21 protein-coding genes are annotated in these 20746 nt (G+C 53.0%); 9 read left to right on the top strand and 12 right to left on the bottom strand.

Going from position 1 to position 20746, the window contains the following annotated elements; translation table 11 throughout:
* Positions 1-2: 2 nt before the first annotated feature.
* The 7 genes from ispC to rpsB form a co-directional block, all read right to left on the bottom strand.
* Positions 3-1187 (bottom strand): 1-deoxy-D-xylulose-5-phosphate reductoisomerase, encoded by a 1185-nt coding sequence (gene ispC, locus RKA07_RS15690; RefSeq protein WP_200203897.1) that lies wholly within the window; start codon positions 1185-1187, stop codon positions 3-5.
* A gap of 2 nt (positions 1188-1189) precedes the next feature.
* Positions 1190-2029: a phosphatidate cytidylyltransferase gene (locus RKA07_RS15695; RefSeq protein ID WP_200203895.1), complete on the bottom strand. Its 840-nt coding sequence runs from the start codon at positions 2027-2029 to the stop codon at positions 1190-1192.
* A 21-nt stretch (positions 2030-2050) separates the two neighbouring features.
* The gene (gene uppS / locus RKA07_RS15700) at positions 2051-2821 is read right to left on the bottom strand and encodes a polyprenyl diphosphate synthase (RefSeq protein WP_200203893.1); all 771 of its coding nucleotides are present in this window, start codon (positions 2819-2821) and stop codon (positions 2051-2053) included.
* A 70-nt stretch (positions 2822-2891) separates the two neighbouring features.
* Positions 2892-3449 (bottom strand): ribosome recycling factor, encoded by a 558-nt coding sequence (frr, locus tag RKA07_RS15705; RefSeq protein ID WP_200203888.1) that lies wholly within the window; start codon positions 3447-3449, stop codon positions 2892-2894.
* Between the two features lie 42 nt (positions 3450-3491).
* Entirely contained in the window at positions 3492-4220 is a 729-nt protein-coding gene (gene pyrH, locus RKA07_RS15710) for a UMP kinase (protein ID WP_200203885.1), read from the bottom strand.
* A 181-nt stretch (positions 4221-4401) separates the two neighbouring features.
* Positions 4402-5271, bottom strand: coding sequence for a translation elongation factor Ts (gene tsf / locus RKA07_RS15715; RefSeq protein WP_200203883.1), 870 nt, complete (start codon positions 5269-5271; stop codon positions 4402-4404).
* A gap of 93 nt (positions 5272-5364) precedes the next feature.
* Complete coding sequence (gene rpsB / locus RKA07_RS15720) at positions 5365-6111, bottom strand: 30S ribosomal protein S2 (RefSeq protein ID WP_200203881.1); 747 nt, start codon at positions 6109-6111, stop codon at positions 5365-5367.
* 262 nt (positions 6112-6373) lie between these two features.
* Between rpsB and map the strand changes: the two genes are divergently transcribed.
* The 6 genes from map to dapE are packed head-to-tail and all read left to right on the top strand — an operon-like array spanning position 6374 to position 13511.
* The gene (gene map / locus RKA07_RS15725) at positions 6374-7144 is read left to right on the top strand and encodes a type I methionyl aminopeptidase (RefSeq protein ID WP_200203878.1); all 771 of its coding nucleotides are present in this window, start codon (positions 6374-6376) and stop codon (positions 7142-7144) included.
* Positions 7145-9790, top strand: a complete 2646-nt coding sequence (locus RKA07_RS15730; protein ID WP_200369981.1) for a [protein-PII] uridylyltransferase — start codon at positions 7145-7147, stop codon at positions 9788-9790.
* Positions 9787-10983: a succinyldiaminopimelate transaminase gene (gene dapC / locus RKA07_RS15735; protein WP_200369982.1), complete on the top strand. Its 1197-nt coding sequence runs from the start codon at positions 9787-9789 to the stop codon at positions 10981-10983. Before RKA07_RS15730 ends, dapC begins: the two co-directional genes overlap by 4 nt.
* 3 nt (positions 10984-10986) lie before the next feature.
* Complete coding sequence (locus tag RKA07_RS15740) at positions 10987-11328, top strand: ArsC family reductase (RefSeq protein WP_200369983.1); 342 nt, start codon at positions 10987-10989, stop codon at positions 11326-11328.
* 31 nt (positions 11329-11359) lie between these two features.
* Positions 11360-12388 carry a 2,3,4,5-tetrahydropyridine-2,6-dicarboxylate N-succinyltransferase gene (dapD, locus tag RKA07_RS15745; RefSeq protein WP_200369984.1) on the top strand — a complete coding sequence of 343 codons (1029 nt, stop codon included), beginning with the start codon at positions 11360-11362 and terminating at the stop codon, positions 12386-12388.
* Complete coding sequence (dapE, locus tag RKA07_RS15750; protein ID WP_200203866.1) at positions 12375-13511, top strand: succinyl-diaminopimelate desuccinylase; 1137 nt, start codon at positions 12375-12377, stop codon at positions 13509-13511. Before dapD ends, dapE begins: the two co-directional genes overlap by 14 nt.
* Positions 13512-13594: 83 nt before the next feature.
* Here dapE and RKA07_RS15755 read toward each other — a convergent pair whose 3' ends face one another.
* Positions 13595-13813: a SlyX family protein gene (locus tag RKA07_RS15755; protein ID WP_200203864.1), complete on the bottom strand. Its 219-nt coding sequence runs from the start codon at positions 13811-13813 to the stop codon at positions 13595-13597.
* 264 nt (positions 13814-14077) lie between these two features.
* Here RKA07_RS15755 and RKA07_RS15760 point away from each other — a divergent pair, with 264 nt between their 5' ends.
* Positions 14078-14641, top strand: a complete 564-nt coding sequence (locus RKA07_RS15760) for a cold-shock protein (RefSeq protein WP_200203862.1) — start codon at positions 14078-14080, stop codon at positions 14639-14641.
* Between the two features lie 83 nt (positions 14642-14724).
* On the opposite strand, the gene RKA07_RS15765 is transcribed toward RKA07_RS15760, so the two are convergent.
* The 3 genes from RKA07_RS15765 to gloA all read right to left on the bottom strand — a co-directional run bounded on the left by RKA07_RS15765 (position 14725) and on the right by gloA (position 17060).
* Positions 14725-15099, bottom strand: a complete 375-nt coding sequence (locus RKA07_RS15765; RefSeq protein WP_200203860.1) for a hypothetical protein — start codon at positions 15097-15099, stop codon at positions 14725-14727.
* Positions 15071-16495: a hypothetical protein gene (locus tag RKA07_RS15770; RefSeq protein ID WP_200203858.1), complete on the bottom strand. Its 1425-nt coding sequence runs from the start codon at positions 16493-16495 to the stop codon at positions 15071-15073. The genes RKA07_RS15765 and RKA07_RS15770 overlap by 29 nt, the downstream gene beginning before the upstream one ends.
* A gap of 124 nt (positions 16496-16619) precedes the next feature.
* On the bottom strand, positions 16620-17060 hold the full coding sequence (gene gloA / locus RKA07_RS15775) for a lactoylglutathione lyase (RefSeq protein ID WP_200203855.1): 441 nt from the start codon (positions 17058-17060) through the stop codon (positions 16620-16622).
* Positions 17061-17166: 106 nt separating this feature from the next.
* Here gloA and RKA07_RS15780 point away from each other — a divergent pair, with 106 nt between their 5' ends.
* Together RKA07_RS15780 and RKA07_RS15785 are read left to right on the top strand one after the other, a co-directional pair.
* A complete protein-coding gene (locus RKA07_RS15780; RefSeq protein ID WP_310966776.1) occupies positions 17167-18063 on the top strand; it encodes a DUF1853 family protein in 897 nt (298 codons plus the stop codon).
* Positions 18064-18177: 114 nt separating this feature from the next.
* On the top strand, positions 18178-20055 hold the full coding sequence (locus RKA07_RS15785) for an MFS transporter (protein WP_310966777.1): 1878 nt from the start codon (positions 18178-18180) through the stop codon (positions 20053-20055).
* Positions 20056-20094: 39 nt separating this feature from the next.
* Here the strand turns inward: RKA07_RS15785 and RKA07_RS15790 are convergent, their stop codons facing one another.
* Entirely contained in the window at positions 20095-20619 is a 525-nt protein-coding gene (locus RKA07_RS15790) for an MFS transporter (protein WP_200203841.1), read from the bottom strand.
* Between the last annotated feature and the right edge of the window lie 127 nt (positions 20620-20746).

The raw sequence follows: 20746 nt of genomic DNA on the forward strand, positions 1-20746 counted from the left end.
CATCAGACCGTTAACAGGCGGATTTGTTCTCGTGCCTGCTGCCGTGCCTCTGAGTTCTTCGCGAAGATGGTATCAAAACTGTCCGCAGGTACCACTGGAGTGACCGACAGAGTTCGCTCAATAACAACTGGAATGTCTGTAAAAGCCAGATTTCCTTTCAGGAACTCGCTCACTGCAACCTCATTGGCCGCATTCAGCACTGCCGGCGCTGTACCCCCCAGCTCAAATGCTTCAGCAGCTAATCGCAGGCAGGGAAAGCGCAAGAGGTCCGGCCGCTCAAAATGAAACCGCCCTATTGCAAAAAGATCCAGTGGCGCCACCGCGGCATCAATACGCTCTGGCCAGGCCAGGCCGTTGGCTATGGGCGTACGCATATCAGGGCTGCCCAGCTGAGCCAATACCGAGCCGTCAACGTACTCAACCATTGAGTGAATGATACTCTCGGGGTGTACGTGAACTTCAATACGGTCTGGCGTTGTATTAAACAGCCAGCACGCTTCAATCAACTCGAGCCCTTTGTTCATCAAAGTGGCAGAGTCGACCGAGATTTTCTGTCCCATAGACCAGTTTGGATGAGCGCAGGCTTGAGCAGGTGTGACTGAGCGCAGGTCTTGAGCGCTGGTCTCCCGGAAAGGGCCACCGGAGGCGGTGAGCAGAATACGGGTAATACCGGCACCTTCGGGGTCGCGAACCTTTTCAGCAGGCAGACATTGAAAGATTGCATTGTGCTCGGAATCTATCGGTAGCAACTCTGCACCAGACGCCGCAACAGCATCCATAAACAGTTTGCCAGACATCACCAGAGCTTCTTTATTGGCCAGCAACACACGCTTACCTGCACGCACAGCGGCAAGTGTTGGCGCGAGGCCTGCCGCACCAACAATAGCTGCCATAATTGTGCAAGCTTGCGGAGCTGAAGCCACCTCACAAAGCCCCGGCTCCCCACTGAGTACTGAAATCCGGGGAAGGTCTGAAAGCAATTCCGTGAGTTTTTCTGCTGCTGCAGCATCTGCCATTACGGCTACTTGCGGAAGAAATTCGCGACAAAGCACCGCGAGCTCTTCTGCATGCGTACTGGCTGTGAGCGCATAAATTGAAAACCGATCGGGATGGCGGCGAATGACATCGAGGGTGGAAAGTCCGATTGAGCCGGTCGCCCCCAGTACCGTAACAGAGCGCTTTACCATACTCACAAGTGCCCGACTGTCAGCCAGCCAAGTTGCGTAATGATGAGCGCAAACACGGGAGCAGCGGCAGTAAGGCTGTCAATACGATCCAGTATCCCACCATGCCCTGGCAGCAGAGCACTGCTGTCCTTGATACCCCTGAAACGCTTGAGCATGCTTTCCAGAAGATCCCCAAGTACGGACACCAGGCCGGTTACCAAAGTTGCGACCACCAGCATTATTGTTTCGGTCAAGCTTGCGGAAGCAAGAAGGCTCGCAACCAAAGCCAATACCGCCACAGCAACCAAGCCGCCGTATACGCCAGCCCAGGACTTACCAGGACTGACTCTGGGAGCCAGCTTCGCTTTACCGAAAGCTCGCCCAGCAAAATAAGCACCAATGTCTGCCACCCAAACAACGCAGAACACATACAGAATCAGCAGGAGGTTGTTATCTGTATTGCCAAACTGGAAGCCTGCAGCCCTAAGATGGTTCAGCCCAACCCAAGCGGGCACAAGAACCAGCACGCCCATAAGTGCGCGCACTGGCCTGCTACCCCAGCGCTCTGAGCCTGCTGGATAGCTGCGTACCAGCAAAAAACACACAACCCACCAGAGAAGGGCCAGCCACAGCACCGGAACGGCAGACACATCAAGCAGACCATAGAGAATGATGGCTACAACGGCCGCATAACCAATGCGTGCCGGCTGCTGCTCGAAGCCAGACATATTGGCCCATTCCCAGGCGCCCAGCGTAATAATCGCCGCCGTGAATAAAGCAAACCCCAGGGGCGGCAGAAAAAAAATACCCCCAATAGCGATAGGCGCAAGAATAAGGGCGGTGATAATTCGGGTTTTTAGCACAATTTAGGTCGCTGTCATTCGTTATTGTTGTGATGTCTTGGCCACGATCTGGTCGTCTGTCTGACCAAAGCGGCGCTGACGTCCGGCGTAGGCCTGTAACGCCTTGCGCATTTCTTCTTCTTTGAAATCGGGCCAGAACACAGGCGAAAAATACAGTTCGGTGTAGGCAAGATGCCAAAGCATGAAGTTGCTGATCCGCTGCTCGCCTGCCGTCCGAATCATTAGATCCGGCATTGGAAGATCACCAACGCTCAGGTGCTGTTGTATGAGGTCGTCGGTAATGTCAGATGGCTCAAGCTCGCCGCGTTTAACCATTTGGGCAACCTGTTGTGTTGCCTGGACAATATCCCAATGGCCACCGTAGTTTGCAGCAATGACAAGGGTCATTCTGGTGTTATTGCGGGTGAGCTCCTCGGCCTTGGCCATATGCTCTTGCAAGGTTGCATTAAACGCGGAACGATCACCAATGATGCGCAAGCAGATATCGTTGCGATGCAGCTTTCTGACTTCCCGCTCCAAAGCAAAAAGAAACAGCTTCATGAGGGCTGAGACTTCATCCTTTGGCCGCCGCCAGTTTTCGCTTGAGAACGCGAACAGGGTAAGTACTTCAACGCCCTCGCGGGCACAGGTTTCAACAACAGCTCTTACTGCGTCTACCCCGGCCTTGTGCCCTGCCACTCCTTTAAGCAGGCGTGATTTTGCCCACCGGTTGTTACCATCCATGATAATGGCCACATGCCGGGGCCGGCTATCAGCCGACACCGGAATTTCTGCGGATACTGATCCCGTCATGAAATCCCCTGTACGGCCAATGGAACACCCCTATTGGCCGTGTGTTTCGCTTGCAAGTGGACCATGGCGATCAAACCGCCATCAGGTCCTCTTCTTTAGCTTTCAGCATCTTCTCGACTTCGGCGATGTAGCGATCTGTCAGCTTCTGGATTTCTTCTTCGCCCTTGCGCACATCGTCTTCGCTGATGTCTTTGTCCTTCAGCAGGTCTTTCATCATGCTGTTTGCATCGCGACGGGCATTACGGATAGAGACACGACCATTCTCGGCATCCGCTTTCGACTGCTTAACCATGTGTTTGCGGGTCTCTTCCGTCAGCATCGGCATAGGAATACGAATCAGATCGCCGCTGGTTGCGGGGTTCAAGCCAAGATCTGAAGCCATGATGGCTTTCTCGATAACGGGCACCAGGTTCTTTTCCCAGGGCGACACTGCCAGCGTGCGGTTATCTTCTACGTTAACACTCGCCACCTGTTTCAGTGGTGTTTCCTGACCGTAGTAGTTAACCATCACACTGTCCAGAATCGACGGGTGGGCACGGCCGGTACGGATCTTGTTGAACGCCGAGTGCAGAGCTTCAAGGCTCTTTTCCATTTTCTTCTCGGCTTCAGCTTTTATGTCATTAATCACGTAATCATCCTCAATTCGTTCATCGGGTGGTCATAAAACCCGTTATTCGATCAATGTGCCTTCTTTCTCGCCGGTCACGATGCGCGTCAGGGCGCCCGGACGGTTCATATCAAAAACACGCAGCGGCATGCCATGATCCCGTGCCAGGAGGATAGCGGTCAGATCCATCACACCCAGCTTTTTGTCGAGTACTTCATCATAAGACAGTTTGTCGTACTTTTCTGCAGTCGGGTCAAGGTAAGGATCCGCTGAGTAAACGCCATCTACCTTCGTTGCTTTCAGTACGGCATCTGCCTGAATCTCGATACCACGCAAGCACGCCGCAGAATCTGTTGTGAAGAAGGGGTTGCCGGTACCTGCACAAAAAATGACGACATCACCGTCTTTAAGATCACGGACAGCGCGACGACGATCATAATGCTCAACAATACCACTCATGGGAATGGCTGACATAACCCGGGTGCGTATGTTTGAACGTTCCAGAGCGTCGCGCATGGCAAGACCATTCATTACAGTGGCCAGCATACCCATGTGATCGCCAGTAACACGATCCATTCCAGCGTCGCTCAGCGACGCTCCCCTGAACAGGTTGCCCCCACCAATAACGAGGCCGACCTGAATACCGATGCCAATCAAAGCACCGATTTCAAGCGCCATGCGATCAAGAACTTTGGGGTCAATACCGAAATCATGCTCGCCCATCAGGGCTTCGCCACTGAGTTTAAGCAGAACACGATTATATCTTGGCTGGTTTTTCGATGATGTCGGCATACTGATCCCCTTTTCGTCTGTTAACTGCTATCCGGCGTGATACGCATTGCAGGCTTGCATCTGACATACTCCTTGAAAAAGGGGGATCTCAGATACAAGCCCGCCACGAGAGCCGGAAAAATCCAGCCAACGTGGCAGACTCAGGTGGCACTGTAACTAACCGTCACAGCGCCGAGAAAAATCAGGCCTTGCCTGTACCGGCTGCAGCAGCAACCTCAGCAGCAAAGTCCACTTCTTCTCTTTCAATGCCTTCGCCCACTTCCAGGCGAACAAAACCAACCAGCTCGCCGCCGGCCGCTTTAATAAGCTGGCCTACAGTCTGCTCCGGGTTTTTAACGAAAGGCTGCTCAACAAGGCTGTTTTCCTTGAGGAACTTCTGGATACGGCCGCCCATCATTTTCTCAACGATTTCGGCAGGCTTGCCTTCCATGTCTGGCTGAGCACGGATAACTTCTTTCTCTTTTTCCAGCTCTTCAGCAGGCATGTCTTCAGGCTTGGCTACACGCGGGTTAACTGCAGCAGCATGCATCGCGATATCACGAGCAAGTTCAGCATCGCCAGCGGTCAGAGCAACAACAGAAGCAATCTTGTTGTTACTGTGAACGTAACCGCCAACTACCGGGCCTTTAACTGAAACCAGACGACGAACAGTAATGTTCTCGCCGATTTTCTGAACCAGCGCTTCGCGCTTGGATTCCAACTCGCCCTCCATCAGCTTGGCAACGTCTGTTTCGCCTTTTTCGAAGGCAACGTTCAGTACGTCGTTAGCAAAGTTCAGAAGGTTGTCGTCGCGAGCAACGAAGTCTGTTTCAGAGTTAACTTCCAGAATGTATGCAACGGTGTTGTCGTCAGAGATCTTGATCAACGAAACACCTTCAGCGGCAATACGGCCTGCTTTCTTGGCAGCTTTCAGACCGGAAGACTTGCGCAGCTCTTCAATTGCTGCATCTACACTGCCCTCAGATTCAACCAGAGCTTTTTTACACTCCATCATGCCAAGGCCAGTGCGGTCGCGCAGTTCTTTGACCATTGCAGCGGTAATAGCAGCCATGTTCAGTCCTCTTAACTTTTCTGAAATCGGTGGGAAGACATGCCGAGGAGATTTCCCCAGCATGCCTTATATCTCATCAGTGATGCGAGCGTATCACTCAGCAGCCGGAGCGGCGCCTGCAGACTCTTCAGCAACTTCAACAAATTCGTCAGCGCCGCCAGCCTGAGCAGATTCCAGGCAAGTGTCAGCAACCGCTTTCACGTAGATCTGGATTGCGCGAATAGCGTCATCGTTACCCGGGATTACGAAATCAACGCCATCCGGGTTGCTGTTGGTATCAACAACACCAATAACGGGGATGCCCAGCTTGTTGGCTTCTTTAATGGCAATACGCTCGTGATCAACGTCGATAACGAACAAGGCATCAGGCAGACCGCCCATATCCTTGATACCACCGATAGAACGCTCGAGCTTATCCATCTCGCGGGTACGCTCAAGTGCTTCTTTTTTGGTCAGCTTGTCGAAAGTACCGTCTTTGCTCTGGGCTTCCAGTTCACGGTAGCGACGGATTGACTGACGGATGGTCTTGTAGTTGGTCAGCATGCCGCCGAGCCAGCGATGATTAACGAAAGGCTGGCCAGAACGCTCTGCTTCTTCCTTGATAACCTTGGCTGCGGCGCGCTTGGTGCCAACAAACAAGATCTTGTTCTTGTTCTCTGTCAGTTGCTGAACGAAGTTAAGGGCTTCGTTCATGGCAGGAACAGTCTGCTCAAGGTTGATGATATGAATTTTGTTACGGGCGCCGAAGATATACTTCGACATTTTCGGGTTCCAGTAGCGAGTCTGGTGACCAAAGTGAGCACCTGCTTTGAGCAGGTCACGCATATTTACCTGAGCCATGATAGTACCTTAGTTTAGCTTCGGGTTAGTCTTACACGCGTCCAATTACCCCAACCAGGCTCCCTGTATAGATTTAAAGCGGGAGCAGGCACCCTGGGGCAACGTGTTGACTCGTGCTCGAATTTGCCGGAATTGTTTCCAGCGGGCGCGTTTATACCATAAAACCACCAGCCCACGCCATTATTTTTGAACCTCTGCTTCCTTGTACCCTGAGCCCGGGCCCCTTAAAATGCTCGTTTGACACAAATCAATGGGAAGCCCAATGCAAGTATCGATCAAGACTCCGGAAGAAATTGAAAAGATGCGTGTGGCAGGCCGCCTGGCAGCTGAAGTTCTCGAAATGATCGGGGAGCACGTCAAGCCTGGCGTGTCCACCGAAGAGCTCAACCAGATCTGCCATGACTACATCGTCAACGAGCAAAATGCGATCCCCGCTCCGTTGAACTATAAAGGCTTTCCTAAATCCGTGTGCATTTCAGTTAACCACGTTATCTGCCACGGCATCCCTTCAGAAAAGAAAGTTCTGAAGGACGGCGACATCGTGAATATTGACGTTACCGTAATAAAGGATGAATACCACGGCGACACCAGCAAAATGTGGATCGTTGGCAAGCCAAAGCCCGGCACTGAGCGCCTGATCAAAATTACTCAGGAATGCCTCTATAAAGGTATTGAACTGGTTAAACCCGGGGCGCGCCTGGGCGACATTGGCCACGTTATCCAGCAGCACGCCGAAAAACATCGTTATTCTGTGGTTCGAGACTATTGTGGCCACGGCATTGGCAAAGTGTTCCATGAAGAGCCGCAAGTTATGCACTACGGCAAACCAGGCACTGGCATGGCACTACAAGAAGGCATGACCTTCACCATTGAGCCGATGATCAACCAAGGCAAGTATCACACCAAGCTGCTGCCAGACCAATGGACCGTAGTCACCAAAGACCACAAGCTTTCAGCGCAATGGGAGCACACCATTCTGGTCACTGCCGATGGCTATGAAGTTCTGACCAAGCGGTCGGAGGAGTCCTTCTAAGTGACGCGCCAGGAACTGGAAGCCAGAATCAGCAGGGACCCTTCCCCGGTTATGGCAGCCAGGGAACTGCTGAAAGAACGCTACAGTGCAGATGCCGAAGCCTTCAGGCAAGGTGCCGACGTTCGTGCTCTGGTTCGCTCCAGAGCCGACACGATCGACACCGTTCTGAAGCTTATCTGGAACCGCTACCCTTTCTCCAGCTCACCCGACATTGCGCTAATCGCCGTTGGCGGGTACGGCCGGGGTGAGCTGCACCCACATTCAGATATCGACCTGCTTATTCTCACCCGGGAGGGTATCGATCCGGGCTGGCAGGAAGATCTTGGCGCTTTCGTCACACTATTGTGGGATCTGAAGCTCGATATCGGCCACAGTGTTCGCAGCATTGAAGAAAGCAAAGCTGCGGCGCGGGGCGATGTGGCCACACTGACCAATCTTCTGGAAACCCGCACAATTGCAGGCCCGGATGAACTGCGCAAAGAACTCAGCGAGCAAGCCTACTCCGATAACATCATTACCGACCGCGACTACTTTATTGCCAAGCGCAAAGAGCAGCAGCGGCGCCATAAAAAATACAGTGACACCGAGTACAATCTCGAACCCAACGTAAAGAGCTCTCCGGGTGCCCTTCGGGATATTCAAACCATAGGCTGGATCACAAAGCGACACTTTGGGCTACAGAGCATTGCCGACCTGACCCGCTTCAGCATTCTCACCGACGAGGAACATCGGGTTCTGGTAGAAGGCGAAACGCTTCTTTGGCGACTGCGTTATGGGCTGCAGTTGATCGCAAACCGGAATGAGAACCGCCTGTTATTTGACCACCAGCGCGCCCTCGCACAGATGCTGGGTTACAAAGACGAAGGCAAGCGGCTGGATGTCGAGCTGATGATGCAGTCCTATTACCGTGCGGTACTGGCGCTGGCAGAACTTGCAGACGTTATTCTTCAGTTTTACGACGAAGCGATACTCGGCACAGGCACAGAAGACAACATTCAACCGATCAACAACCGCTTCCAGATTCGCAACAGCTATATAGAAGCAGTAAACAACCAGGTTTTTGCCTACTCGCCCTACGCGATTATGGAAATCTTTGTGCTGATGGCCCAACACCCTGAAATCAAGGGCATCCGGGCAACAACCATCCGGTCTTTGCGGGCACACAGGCACCTGATTGACGACGCCTTCCGTTCTGACCTCGCGGTTACATCCTTGTTCATGGAATTGCTGCGAACCCCCCATGCGCTGGACGAAGTCCTCTCAGCCATGAAGAAATACAACGTACTGGGTCGCTATTTGCCAGAATTCGGCCAGATTATTGGCCAGATGCAGCACGACCTTTTCCACATTTACACAGTTGATGCCCACACCATGCGGGTGGTGCGCAACATGGTACGAATGAGCGGCCCGGAAGCCCGCGACGACTATCCGTTAGCAGCGCGGTTGATCCATGGCCTGCCCAAGCGCGAGCTACTTTATATAGCTGGCCTGTATCACGACATTGCCAAAGGTCGCGGCGGCGACCACTCAGAGCTTGGCGCCGTGGATGCCGAAGCCTTCTGTCAGCGCCACCACCTTGGCGAGCGAGATACCCAATTGGTGTCCTGGCTGGTGGAAAACCACCTGCTTATGTCCATGACAGCTCAACGCAAAGACATTTCAGATCCGGATATCATCCGCTCATTCGCCCGGGCAGTACCCAGCCAGGCACATCTGGATTATCTGTACATTCTTACGGTGTGCGACATCAGTGCAACCAACCCCAAGCTCTGGAACACCTGGCGTGCTTCCCTGCTGCGCCAGCTGTATATAGAAGCCAAACGCGCCCTCAGACGTGGCACCGAGATTCCCGTAGACAGGCAGGAATGGGTGCGTGCAACCCAATCTGAAGCAAGGGAAATTCTCCATGCACAGAACATCAGCGATGAGCAGATTAATGCTATCTGGGATACCGTTGATGAAGACTATTTCCTGCAGGACTCCACGGTGGATATAGCCTGGCAAACGGCTGCCATAATCAACCATGGCGACACGCCCGGCCCGCTGGTACTTATCCGGGATACCCACGGCGGCCCTACTGACGGTTTTTCCCAGATCATAATTTACATGAACGACCGCGCCACTCTGTTTGCGGCAACAACGGCCGTGCTGGAACAGCTCAATCTCAACATCGTTGATGCTCGTATCAGTTCAAATGATGGTCCTTATACAATCAGTTCCTATGTTGTGCTGGACGAGAAAGGCCAGCCTCTGGGTATCGACCCGGCCCGCAAAGAGCGGGTGCGCAAGCGCCTGATCGAAGAGCTGGACGACCCTGAAGACTACCCCGATATTATTCATCGTCGCACCCCACGGCAACTCAGGCATTTTGCGTTCCCGACCGAGGTGCTGTTCTCCAACGACACCGTTAATGAGCGCACAGTGATTGAAGTGGTGACACCTGACCGCCCCGGCCTTCTGGCTCGCATTGGGCAGGTGCTTCTGGATCACCGCATACGCCTGAGCAATGCCAAAATCGCCACTCTCGGCGAGCGGGTGGAGGACGTTTTCTTTGTAACCGACGAACACGGCGAGCCAATCAGCGATCCTTCCGTATGCCGTGCCCTGCAGCAAGACCTGTGCAAAATGCTGGATGAAATTCAATGAATCCGAATTTGAACAAGCTTCACCCCTACCCTTTCGAAAAACTGGCGAAACTCAAAGCAGGCATTTCGGTACCCAAGCATCTGCCGGCCATATCTCTTGGCATCGGTGAGCCCAAACACCCGGCCCCTGACTTTGTGAAGCAGGTGATTGCCGACAATCTGGACCGCCTGGCCAACTACCCCACCACCCGTGGTTTGGATGAGCTGCGGCAAACGATAAGTCAGTGGGCTACGAAGCGCTTCCAACTGAAAACTGGCTCCCTGAGCCCGGATCAGAACATCGTTCCGGTAAACGGCACCCGGGAGGCTATATTTTCACTGGTACAGGCGGTGGTGGATTCCAGCAAGCAAGCAACCGTTGTAAGCCCCAACCCCTTCTATCAGGTGTACGAGGGTGCAGCGTTTCTGGCAGGGGCTATGCCGGTATACCTTCCTTGTGATAGTTCCAACGGCTTCATTCCTGATTTTGATGCAGTGCCAGATTCTGTATGGCAGGATTGCCAAGTTCTGTTCCTGTGTTCGCCAGGCAATCCCAGCGGCGTTGTCATACCACGAGAGACACTGAAAAAAGTTATTGAACTGGCAGATAAATACGATTTCATCGTCGCCTCAGACGAATGCTATTCCGAACTTTATCCCGATGAAAACAATCCACCCGAAGGTTTGCTGCAGACCTGTGCAGCGATAGGTCGTCACGACTTCGCGCGCTGCGTTGTTTTCCACAGCCTCTCGAAGCGTAGCAACCTGCCAGGCCTTAGATCAGGCTTCGTTGCCGGCGATGCAAGCATACTCAAAGGCTACCTGAGCTATCGCACCTATCATGGCTGTGCCATGCCGGTTCATAACCAGCTAGCCAGCATTGCCGCGTGGCAGGATGAAGACCACGTGCGGGAAAACCGGGCGGCTTACCGCGCAAAATTTGAAGCTGTAGTGCCCATTCTGCGCGAAGTAATGGACGTCGATTTTCCCGATGCCGGGTTTTATCTATGGCCGGTCACACCAATGGATGACGAAACCTTTGCCAAGGAGTTGTCAGCCCAGCAAAACGTTCATGTTCTGCCTGGTCGCTACCTGTCCCGCACGGTGGATGACTACAACCCGGGTGAGAACAGGGTTCGTATGGCGTTGGTTGCGCCACTGGAAGAATGTGTGGAAGCAGCAAAACGCATTGTTGAATTTGTAAAGGCAAACTGAACTATGAAACTGTACGGCATCCGCAACTGCGACACCGTCAAAAAAGCCCGTAAGTGGCTTGACGAACAGGGCATTTCTTACGAATTCCACGATTTCAAAAAGGATGGGCTCAGCGAAGCCACGCTAACCGAGTGGGAACAGGCTGTGGGCTGGGAAACCCTGCTGAACCGCCGTGGCACCACCTGGCGCAAGCTCAGCGAAGAGGTTCGTGATACAATCACTGCCCTTTCTGCCCACGATATCATGCTGGAAAACACCTCCATCATTAAACGCCCTGTAGTCGAGCACAACGGCGCAGTTTATGTTGGCTTTAACGCCGACGATTGGGCAACAACCATCAAGTAGCAACTATCATATAAACAGGAGCAATCACTGCATGAGCTTTGCATTCGGTATAGGAATCGGCAGCCAAAACAACCAGGGCGAATGGCTGGAAGTTTTTTACCAGCAACCGATTATCACACCGGAAACAGAGCTGATAGATGCAGTCGAAACTGCACTGAACTACAAGGGTGACAATCAGGCCATCCAGGCGACGGCTGAACAACTTACCCAGCTTGCCACTGCCCTGCGCCAGATCGGCGCCACAGAGCAGGCATTACTGGCAGAGAAGGCTGCCGGCAGCAAGCGCCCCGTGGTAGTGACCGTATTAGAAACAGATGGCGCTGCATCCAGCACTCCGGAGGTGTATCTCAAGCTGCATCTGATTTCCCATCGGCAGGTTAAGCCCCACGGTCTAAAACTTGACGGCATCTTTGGCCTTTTGCCGAATCTTGCCTGGACCAACGAAGGCGCGATTGATTTGAACGAACTGCCGGAGCGACAGCTCAAGGCTCGCCTTGAGGGACGCACTCTGGAAGTGAAATCCGTGGACAAGTTCCCACAAATGACTGACTACGTGGTACCAAGCGGCGTTCGTATTGCAGACACAGCAAGAGTGCGCCTTGGTGCCTATGTGGGCGAAGGCACTACCGTTATGCACGAAGGCTTCATCAACTTCAATGCCGGCACCGAAGGCACCAGCATGGTTGAGGGACGTATTTCTGCAGGCGTTATGGTAGGCAAAGGTTCTGACTTGGGCGGCGGCTGCTCCACCATGGGCACCCTTTCAGGCGGCGGCAACATGGTTATTTCCGTTGGTGAGAACTGCCTGATTGGCGCGAATGCAGGTATCGGCATTCCGCTGGGTGACCGCTGCACGGTTGAATCCGGCCTGTATGTTACAGCCGGCACCAAGGTTGCCTTACTCGATGGCAACAACGAGCTAGTGGAAGTTGTAAAAGCCCGTGACCTGGCCGGCAAGCCAGACTTGCTCTTCCGCCGAAACAGCCAATCCGGCGCTGTGGAATGCAAAACCAACCAATCCGCCATCGAGCTGAATGAAGAACTGCATGCAAACAACTAATTCTCCAACGCTCGATCTGGCCATCGACCTGATTAGCCGCCCTTCGGTATCTCCAGAAGACGCTGGCTGTCAGGAGCTGATGATGTCTCGCCTGGTTCCCCTGGGGTTTATCGGCGAACACATGCGCTTTGGCGATACGGATAACCTCTGGGCCCGAAAAGGCACCGAGGGTCCTGTACTGGCCTTTGCTGGTCATACTGATGTGGTGCCCACCGGGCCGGAAAAAAACTGGACCCACCCCCCATTTGATCCGGTTATAAAAGAGGGGTACCTCCATGGCCGTGGTGCGGCTGATATGAAAGGCAGCCTTGCTGCATTTGTTACTGCCTGCGAGCGCTTTGTAAGCGCCCACCCAGACCATCGCGGCTCCATCGCCCTGCTGATCACAAGTGATGAAGAAGGCCCTGCCCAAAATGGCACCGTAAAGGTAATCGAGGCACTCGAAGCCCGTTCAGAAAAAATGGACTGGTGCCTTATTGGAGAGCCATCGAGCACTAAGGAAGTAGGCGATGTAATCAAGAATGGGCGCCGCGGCTCCTTGCATGGCTACCTCACTGTGCATGGCACCCAAGGTCACGTGGCCTACCCGCACCTTGCAGAAAACGCCATTCATGCCGTTGCACCTGCTCTGCACACTTTGGCTAATGAGTTCTGGGACAACGGCAACGATTACTTTCCTCCCACAACCTTTCAGATCACAAAAGTGGAAGCCGGCACCGGCAGCAACATTATTCCCGGAGAGTGTCTGGTGCACTTCAACTTCCGTTACTGCACGGAGAACACTGCGGAAAGTCTTGAAGAAAGAGTTGTCGCTACGCTTGATCGGCACAACCTTAAATATGACCTGCAATGGCATCTCAGTGGCCGTCCGTTCCTTACAGACAAAGGCGCACTGGTCTCCGCCACGCAAAGTGCTATCCGCAATGTGACTGGGCGAGAAACCGAGCTTTCTACCTCAGGTGGCACGTCTGATGGGCGCTTCATAGCGCCTACCGGCGCACAGGTTTTAGAGCTGGGTCCGATCAATGCAACCATTCACAAGGTAAACGAGTGCGTGAAAGCTGATGATCTGGACACCCTCTCTCAAATCTATGAACAAATTCTGGTGGAATTACTCGCCTGAGCATCAGGTTCAAAACAAGCTGAAACCAAAAGGCCAGAGCACATGCTCTGGCCTTTTGGTTTTATGAGGTCGCATCTCGATGATCAATAATGCGGAGGTGGTGACTCTTCCTCTTCTCGTTTGATATTGGATGAAGAAACATCCTTTATCTGACTGTGCAGCAATCGTTTGGCATTCCAGAGTTCACGAATATCCATCTCCTGCTTTGCCAACTGCTCGCTCAGGGTATTGATAATGTCGTCCTGAAAGGCAAGCCGTGTTTCCAGTTCATCCAGTCTGTTTTGCAGGTCTTTTTGGCTCATCAGGTACTGAAACTCCATCAGATGAATCGTTCAAATAGATAGGGTACAAATTGCGGCCAGCGCGCTTTCAAATATAGTTCTGAGGCATTCGGCACAACAGTCGCTTGGTAAGCAGCAGGGATAATCTGTTATCATGCCGCTTTTGCCCGCCCGAGTTCCCGTTTTCCAGGAAGTCAGGTGGTAATCACTGGCCGGATAAACGATTTTACCCGATATCCGGTTTTTTATCGTCAGCGTTAATGAAAAATGGAGAATTCTCAGTCAATGCGTAATCCAGCCAAAGCGATCCTTGTTGCTATTCTGATCGCTATTCCCGCCCCATTTATCCTAGGCTTCCTGCTGGTCTCTTTTACCCCGGAGCTGTTCCAGATCCTTTCTCAGTCACAGAGCAATGAGTTGGCAACAAGCACGCCGTTCGTTCTCGGCAGCGCCCAGGGTATCGCAGCGTACGTAATCAGCTTAATTGTTTTTGGCATTGTCGGCTTTCTTGCCGTCGCTATCGCAGCCAAACAGCCCGCGCGCGCCACTTCGAAGCGAGCCAGTTCACCATCACGGAGCCAGAGTTCTAACCAGAACTATGACGATGGTGAAGCCGACTACGACGACGATAGCCCAGAAGGCGACGAAGAAGGCACTGTGAAGTGGTTTAACGTTAAGAAGGGATTCGGCTTTATTGTCCGCGACAGCGGAGACGAGGTGTTTGTTCACTTCCGTGCCATTCGTGGAAGTGGCCGCCGAGTACTTCGCCAAGGCCAACTGGTTCGGTTCAGCGTTGTTGACGCCGACAAGGGCCTGCAAGCAGATAACGTTTCTATCCTGAGCGACTGAAATCTGATCTGATGCAAAAAAGGCAGCCTGCTATTATTTAGCGGCTGCCTTTTTTCGTTCTGGTTAATCCAGTTCCGGGACTCTCAGTTCCATACGACTAGTTGCTCACCGCGACTGTCCAGTCGCCACCACTTCTCGTCTTCCGCTGACTCGCCTTCTTTCCACTCTCCGGGGCTGCAACGGATTTCAGTGTCTATGGTTCGCCATGCGCTGCGTGCACACTCCAGATCGCTGTTCCAGGGTAGCTGCTCACCCTCTATAAGCAATGATGTGAACCGCTTTCCGAAAGCTTGGGGATAGAGCGTTATCTTCAGAAAAGCTTCCCCAAAAACAGCAGTGCCCTTGGTAACGGATGCAACATTATTGTCATCAAGCACCAACTGCTTTACATGGCTCTCAAGCCAATGATGAACGGCGCCTGCTTCCAGGTCACGAATGTAGATTTCCAGATCCTGCACTCGCAGATTCTCCATGGTGGTGGTCACAATGGAGCACATAGTGAACCGGCCCGGGCCGCGCTGCAAGCCAGCGTTCCAGTTCATGCCGCAAATCCTCCGCCGTTAACAGGCGCAAGGTTCCTGCAGCTTTGCGTTCGTGCCATGCCACTTCAGCAGCCGTACGCAACAAATGTAATTCCTCTAAAGATTGCTCGATCTCATCCAGCGGTTCTTGCCGCGCCATAGCAACAAGGCTCTGACGCCGGAGCGTGTCAGCCTGCCCGGAAAGCGCTACAGAGCCCACAGGGCCGCGCCGGGCAAACAGTTCCAATCGTGCCGCTGCCCGCTCAACCCACTGCAACATTCCACCGGGTGTACACACACATCGGCTGTGTCGGGAAGCAGCGAACTGTATCCCGGATTGAGAGAGCAGTATATTCCAGCGACGCTCTATATTTGCTTGATGGGCGACCAGGATGGCTTTTCGCTGCATCTCGCTGGGTAGTGGCATGTCACAGATCTCCAGCGTTCGACCAAGCAACTGCTCCAGAGTACGGCAAGGTTTTTCGTTGCCTTGTGACGTATCCGGCCCCAATAACACTAAAGGCCCTTGCCATCGCTGAACAAGCTCGGACGCAAGGCCCGAAGGACGATCCATCAATGCCAATAGATCCACTGGTGATACGTTATCAAGGACCAGGACCGGCCAAGGCTTCTTGGCATTCGCGGGAATGACCGCAAGCTCACTGGCCATTACCTCCGTTTCGCTACGCAGATCCATCTCAACATAAGGTTGTGCCAGCGATGATAACAGGGAACGCAGCCAAACAGACTTGCCCGCGCCACGTTCTCCTCTGACCCACACCACAACGCCCGGCGTTGCTGCAAGAGTAATAGCTACATCTTCTGCAAGTTCGATCCAATTCGCATCGGTAACCACCACCGGCGCTGTCTGCTCATCCTCAATACCAGGCCTTGCAGAACCCTCGCCATCACTATATTCATCACTCGATTCGGGCCACTGCGATACCAACTCAAGCACGGCAACATAGGCTTTTTCCTGCAAGCGCTCAGCATGTCTTGCGAGCACTTCAAGAAGCTGAGGCCAATCAAGCCAGGCAGGTGTACCAAAGGATTCTCGAGCCGTTGCCAGCCAGTAGATGAGCTGGGAGGAAAGCAGGCCTTCACCGCCTACTTCAGTCACTATGGGTTGTTCACACTGGACAGTACGGATCAGCTCATCCATATCCACGCCTGATCCGCGCAGAAAATAGCTTGCGGAGGGGCTGGACTCCAGTAATGCAAGCAGAAAGTCTTCAACCGTTATCACTGCGCCGCCACGGCGATCAACATCTTCGCGGGCATTCAGCAATGCAGTCTGACATTGGGGGGCGAGGCATCCTTGCCAATCTTCCATCAAACGTTTCCCTGTTTTATCGCATCATCCTGATGCTTGAGGCGTTAGTTAAAACTAACCTTTAAAATCTTCACAATTCTATGGATGTTTCGGTTGATCTGCAATTCCGACGGGCATGCAGCACTCACCAACTGCCGGTATTCTCCATACTGACCCAAGGCTCTTTAGGCGCCAACGGCTCGCCTTTCTGCAGCAACTCTATGGAAATATTGTCTGGTGAGCGGATAAACGCCATGTAACCATCCCGGGGAGGACGGTTAATCGTAACGCCTCCAGCCTGCAGCTTCTCACAAAGCGCATATATATCATCTACCCGATAAGCCAGATGGCCAAAGTTACGGCCACCCGTGTACTCTTCCGGGTCCCAGTTATAGGTCAACTCCAGCGTGGGTGCCTTATGCTCACGCGCTTGAACTTCGTCCTTTGCCGCTGCGAGAAACACGAGCGTAAAACGCCCTTTCTCACTGTCTCTACGGTCGATCTCAACCATACCCAGCAAGTCACAAAAAAAATGCAGGGATTTCTCAAGATCCCCTACGCGGATCATCGTATGTAGGTACTGCATACTGCCTCCTTCCGTATCCTTTTGCTTCAAGCGGTGAACACTGCGCTTTGACTGGCACAGGGCTGCCGCATCTTTATTACCTCACAGTTTACGGTATTCTGGACGGATGGACGCAAACCTCAAGTCGGAACTGACTAGCCCTTACCAAACTCCAGCGATCAACCATCTCGCCTGGCTGTGCCAGGCACCGCAACTGATGCATTCGCCGATCATTTTTGAGCCTGCAGAGTATCTGCCTTCGAACTATCCTGACCTGCTTAAGCTCTGGGATGAATATCCTGAAGCTTCACCTCCGTTACTGAGAGAGCCGCCACAGCGCAGACTGGGATTCTATTTCGAACGACTGTATCAGGTTTTGCTGGAAAACCTGCTCGGCTGGCCCATTCTGATGAAGAACCAACAGATACAATCTGCCGGGCACACCATCGGAGAGCTGGATTTCGTGGTGCACAACCGTGCAGAAGACCGCATTGAACACCACGAAATTGCCATCAAGTTCTATCTTGGTGTGCCAGAGCCAAACGGAACAACCCTCTGGTACGGCCCCAATGCCAGAGACCGGCTGGACATAAAAACAACCAGCCTGCTCGAACAACAAAGCAGGCGCACATGGTTGCCTGAAACCATCGCAATGCTGTCGGAATATGGCATTACAGGACCGCTGACATCACGGATTTTCATGCCGGGGTATTTGTTCTATCCCGATGCCTCGCAGGCAGTCACTCCGGATTATGTTCCCAGTGAGCATCTGCGTGGGCGGTGGATGTATGTGTCCCACGCAAAAGCATTAGACACGTCACATTGGGTTGTGCTCAACAAACCGCATTGGATTGGCGGCTGGTTTCAGCGCGAGAAGCCAGATGCTGAGCTTGCTATGGATGCTCTTAGGCGCGTAGAAGACAGAGGCATTCCACAGCTGTTTGCGGTATTGCGGGAAGATCCGCGGGTCGGCAATTGGCACGAGGTGGATCGGGTGTTTGTGGTGCCGGAAGATTGGCCATGATTTTCGTACCAATTTCAGGAAACGCCTGCCACAATAAGCCAATAATATCAGCACCATGCAGATCAAGCTTGCAAGCAAAGCAGGCCTCTAAAACACTGATAAAGGATAGGCACCATGGATGACCACAGCCAATTTAGACTGCTTTCAAAGCGCCGGTTCCTGCCGTTTTTCCTGACGCAATTTTCTGGCGCCTTCAACGACAATCTGTTTCGCAATGTCCTGCTGCTTTTAATTACCTATACCGCAGGTGGTTTGATGGGCCTGCCGATTGATGTGGCGGTTAATATTGCAGCATTCGTGTTCATTGTGCCGTTCTTTCTGTTCTCCGGTATTGCTGGTCAATTGGCGGACAAATACGAAAAGTCCCAGGTTATCCGATGGGTAAAACTGGCAGAAATTGCAATCATGGTGCTGGCCGCTGTTGGCTTGTGGCACGGATGGTATGAGGCTTTGCTACTGCTGTTATTCCTGATGGGCGTGCAATCCACCTTCTTTGGCCCGGTCAAATATGCCCTCCTGCCCGAAGTGCTCACAGATGATGAACTCGTGGGCGGCAATGCTCTGGTAGAAATGGGCACATTCGTTGCGATTCTGGTGGGTACGCTTGCGGCCGGCTTGTTAATGGGCAGCGAGCAGCCGGAGAAACTGGCGGCAATCGGTGTAGTGGTTCTTGCCGTTGTTGGTTATCTGGCCGCACGACAGGTTCCGGTTACGGGCTCTACCAACCCCCAAATGACCATTGGTTTCCGCCCCCTGCGAGAAACCTGGAACCTGATGCGACTGGCAGCCGAGAATCACTCAGTGTTGTTGTGCATCATGGCCATTTCGTGGTTCTGGTTTCTGGGCGCCGCCTACCTCACCCAATTCCCCAGCTTCGCGCAAACAGATCTGATGGGCGACGAAACCGTTGTCACCTTGCTGCTCGCCGTATTCACCATCGGGATCGCATTGGGCTCAGTTGCCTGTGAACGGCTGTCCGGGCATCGGATAGAACTGGGCATAGTGCCCATCGGCTCGCTGGGCATCAGCCTGTTCGGGCTTGATCTGTACTTCAATATGCCCGCCAATCCGGTACCGACCGACTGGTGGATGATCATCACCGACAGCCAGCACCGGCAACTGGCCATTGATCTTCTGGGCATCGGCTTCTTTGGCGGCCTGTTTATCGTTCCGCTATATGCCTTTGTACAACAGCAAACCCCGGAACCCCAACGGGCACGTGTAATTGCGGCACTAAACGTATTCAACGCCCTATTCATGGTAGTCAGCGCTGGTATGGGTATTTTAATGCTGGGCGTGATCGGGCTGAGTATCCCGGAATTCTTTCTGGTGCTCTCCATCATGAACCTGATCGTGGCTGGCTTCGTTTATCAGCAGGTTCCTGAGTTCGCCTTGCGTTTTATCGTTTGGGTGCTGTCACACACTATCTACCGGGTACGCCATGAAGGCCTTCGCCAGATTCCGGATGACGGCCCGGTGTTGCTGGTTTGTAACCACGTGACTTACATGGACGCGTTGATCATCGCTGGCGCAGTGCGCAGACCCATTCGTTTCGTGATGGACCACCAAATTTTCAAAATGCCCATTCTCGGCGGTCTGTTCAGGCTCGCCAAAACCATTCCGATCGGCCCAAGGAATAAAGTACCAGAGATTTACGATGCTGCTTTTGAGCGCATCGACGAAGAACTGGATGCGGGTAACGTGGTGTGTATATTCCCGGAAGGAAAACTGACATCTGACGGCGAAGTGGGCACCTTCAAAAACGGCGTTGAAATTATCATCCAGCGCAGGCCCGTAACGGTTGTGCCCATGGCACTTCGGGGGCTATGGGGCAGCTTTTTCAGCCACTGCGGCGGGCCGGCGCTGAGCCACCTTCCGAAACGTTTCTGGTCGCGAATCGAATTGGTGGCTGGCGAGCCGGTTTCGGCAGAAAAAGCGGCTGCTGAGATGTTGGAGCAGCGGGTTAAAGGTTTGAGGGGGAGTGGTCAGTGAGCTACTTGCCCCCTGACCTCCGAGCACCGATTCCGAGCATCATTCGAAAATGTACGTTCCGTTTTCATCCTTCTTCACATCCATAAATCCCATGTGAGGAAACAGTCGAACCTTTATTGAATACGAAAGCGCACCTCCTGAAATCGCCAACAGAACACCCACGACTGAAACAACCGGGAAATAATTGAAGAAATAGACATAGCCAGCAGCAACGCTAATACAGAGAAGAATAAATGAGGCGTACCCGGTAAAAGACATTCTGAACAGGCCGACAAAATAGAAGATCGTCAAAATGAACGTTGCAACGATTCCTTGCCAACCGAACTCTTCATCCATCGGCACCACGTTGGAGTATATCACCCAGATCCCGAAACACGCCTGAAGCAGACAGAGAGTAAGGAGGACTCGATTAAGCAGGACAGTTCGTCTCGAGGATGAGCCAGGCTCGAACGTTGCAATCTTATTAGCCAAGCGCATTTGGTTGCCCGACTGTTTTCTGAGCTGCTCGAAGATTTCATTTCGGCTAAGCCCCTGCTTCATGAGTTCTTTGATTTGATAGTCCATTGTCTACTCTCCTTGTAACATCCAATTGGCCATGCGCCAGCCAGGCCAGGTACTCAGCACAACTTCCAGACAGCCTTTCGTCAGTTTCTTCGGCGATCAGGCGGTCACCAGCCAGAGGGGGATACCC

The organism is Marinobacter xiaoshiensis (assembly GCF_031631795.1).
GTDB lineage: Bacteria > Pseudomonadota > Gammaproteobacteria > Pseudomonadales > Oleiphilaceae > Marinobacter > Marinobacter xiaoshiensis.

What these genes read in the sequence shown, in the direction of transcription:
- gloA (WP_200203855.1), bottom strand. Translation starts at nt 17,060, where the DNA reads ATGCAGTACCTACATACGATGATCCGCGTAGGGGATCTTGAGAAATCC.
- RKA07_RS15760 (WP_200203862.1), top strand. Translation starts at nt 14,078, where the DNA reads ATGCGTAATCCAGCCAAAGCGATCCTTGTTGCTATTCTGATCGCTATT.
- RKA07_RS15790 (WP_200203841.1), bottom strand. Translation starts at nt 20,619, where the DNA reads ATGGACTATCAAATCAAAGAACTCATGAAGCAGGGGCTTAGCCGAAAT.
- RKA07_RS15740 (WP_200369983.1), top strand. Translation starts at nt 10,987, where the DNA reads ATGAAACTGTACGGCATCCGCAACTGCGACACCGTCAAAAAAGCCCGT.
- ispC (WP_200203897.1), bottom strand. Translation starts at nt 1,187, where the DNA reads ATGGTAAAGCGCTCTGTTACGGTACTGGGGGCGACCGGCTCAATCGGA.
- pyrH (WP_200203885.1), bottom strand. Translation starts at nt 4,220, where the DNA reads ATGCCGACATCATCGAAAAACCAGCCAAGATATAATCGTGTTCTGCTT.
- RKA07_RS15755 (WP_200203864.1), bottom strand. Translation starts at nt 13,813, where the DNA reads ATGAGCCAAAAAGACCTGCAAAACAGACTGGATGAACTGGAAACACGG.
- map (WP_200203878.1), top strand. Translation starts at nt 6,374, where the DNA reads ATGCAAGTATCGATCAAGACTCCGGAAGAAATTGAAAAGATGCGTGTG.
- RKA07_RS15780 (WP_310966776.1), top strand. Translation starts at nt 17,167, where the DNA reads ATGGACGCAAACCTCAAGTCGGAACTGACTAGCCCTTACCAAACTCCA.
- dapC (WP_200369982.1), top strand. Translation starts at nt 9,787, where the DNA reads ATGAATCCGAATTTGAACAAGCTTCACCCCTACCCTTTCGAAAAACTG.
- uppS (WP_200203893.1), bottom strand. Translation starts at nt 2,821, where the DNA reads ATGACGGGATCAGTATCCGCAGAAATTCCGGTGTCGGCTGATAGCCGG.
- dapE (WP_200203866.1), top strand. Translation starts at nt 12,375, where the DNA reads ATGCAAACAACTAATTCTCCAACGCTCGATCTGGCCATCGACCTGATT.
- RKA07_RS15785 (WP_310966777.1), top strand. Translation starts at nt 18,178, where the DNA reads ATGGATGACCACAGCCAATTTAGACTGCTTTCAAAGCGCCGGTTCCTG.
- dapD (WP_200369984.1), top strand. Translation starts at nt 11,360, where the DNA reads ATGAGCTTTGCATTCGGTATAGGAATCGGCAGCCAAAACAACCAGGGC.
- RKA07_RS15770 (WP_200203858.1), bottom strand. Translation starts at nt 16,495, where the DNA reads ATGGAAGATTGGCAAGGATGCCTCGCCCCCCAATGTCAGACTGCATTG.
- tsf (WP_200203883.1), bottom strand. Translation starts at nt 5,271, where the DNA reads ATGGCTGCTATTACCGCTGCAATGGTCAAAGAACTGCGCGACCGCACT.
- rpsB (WP_200203881.1), bottom strand. Translation starts at nt 6,111, where the DNA reads ATGGCTCAGGTAAATATGCGTGACCTGCTCAAAGCAGGTGCTCACTTT.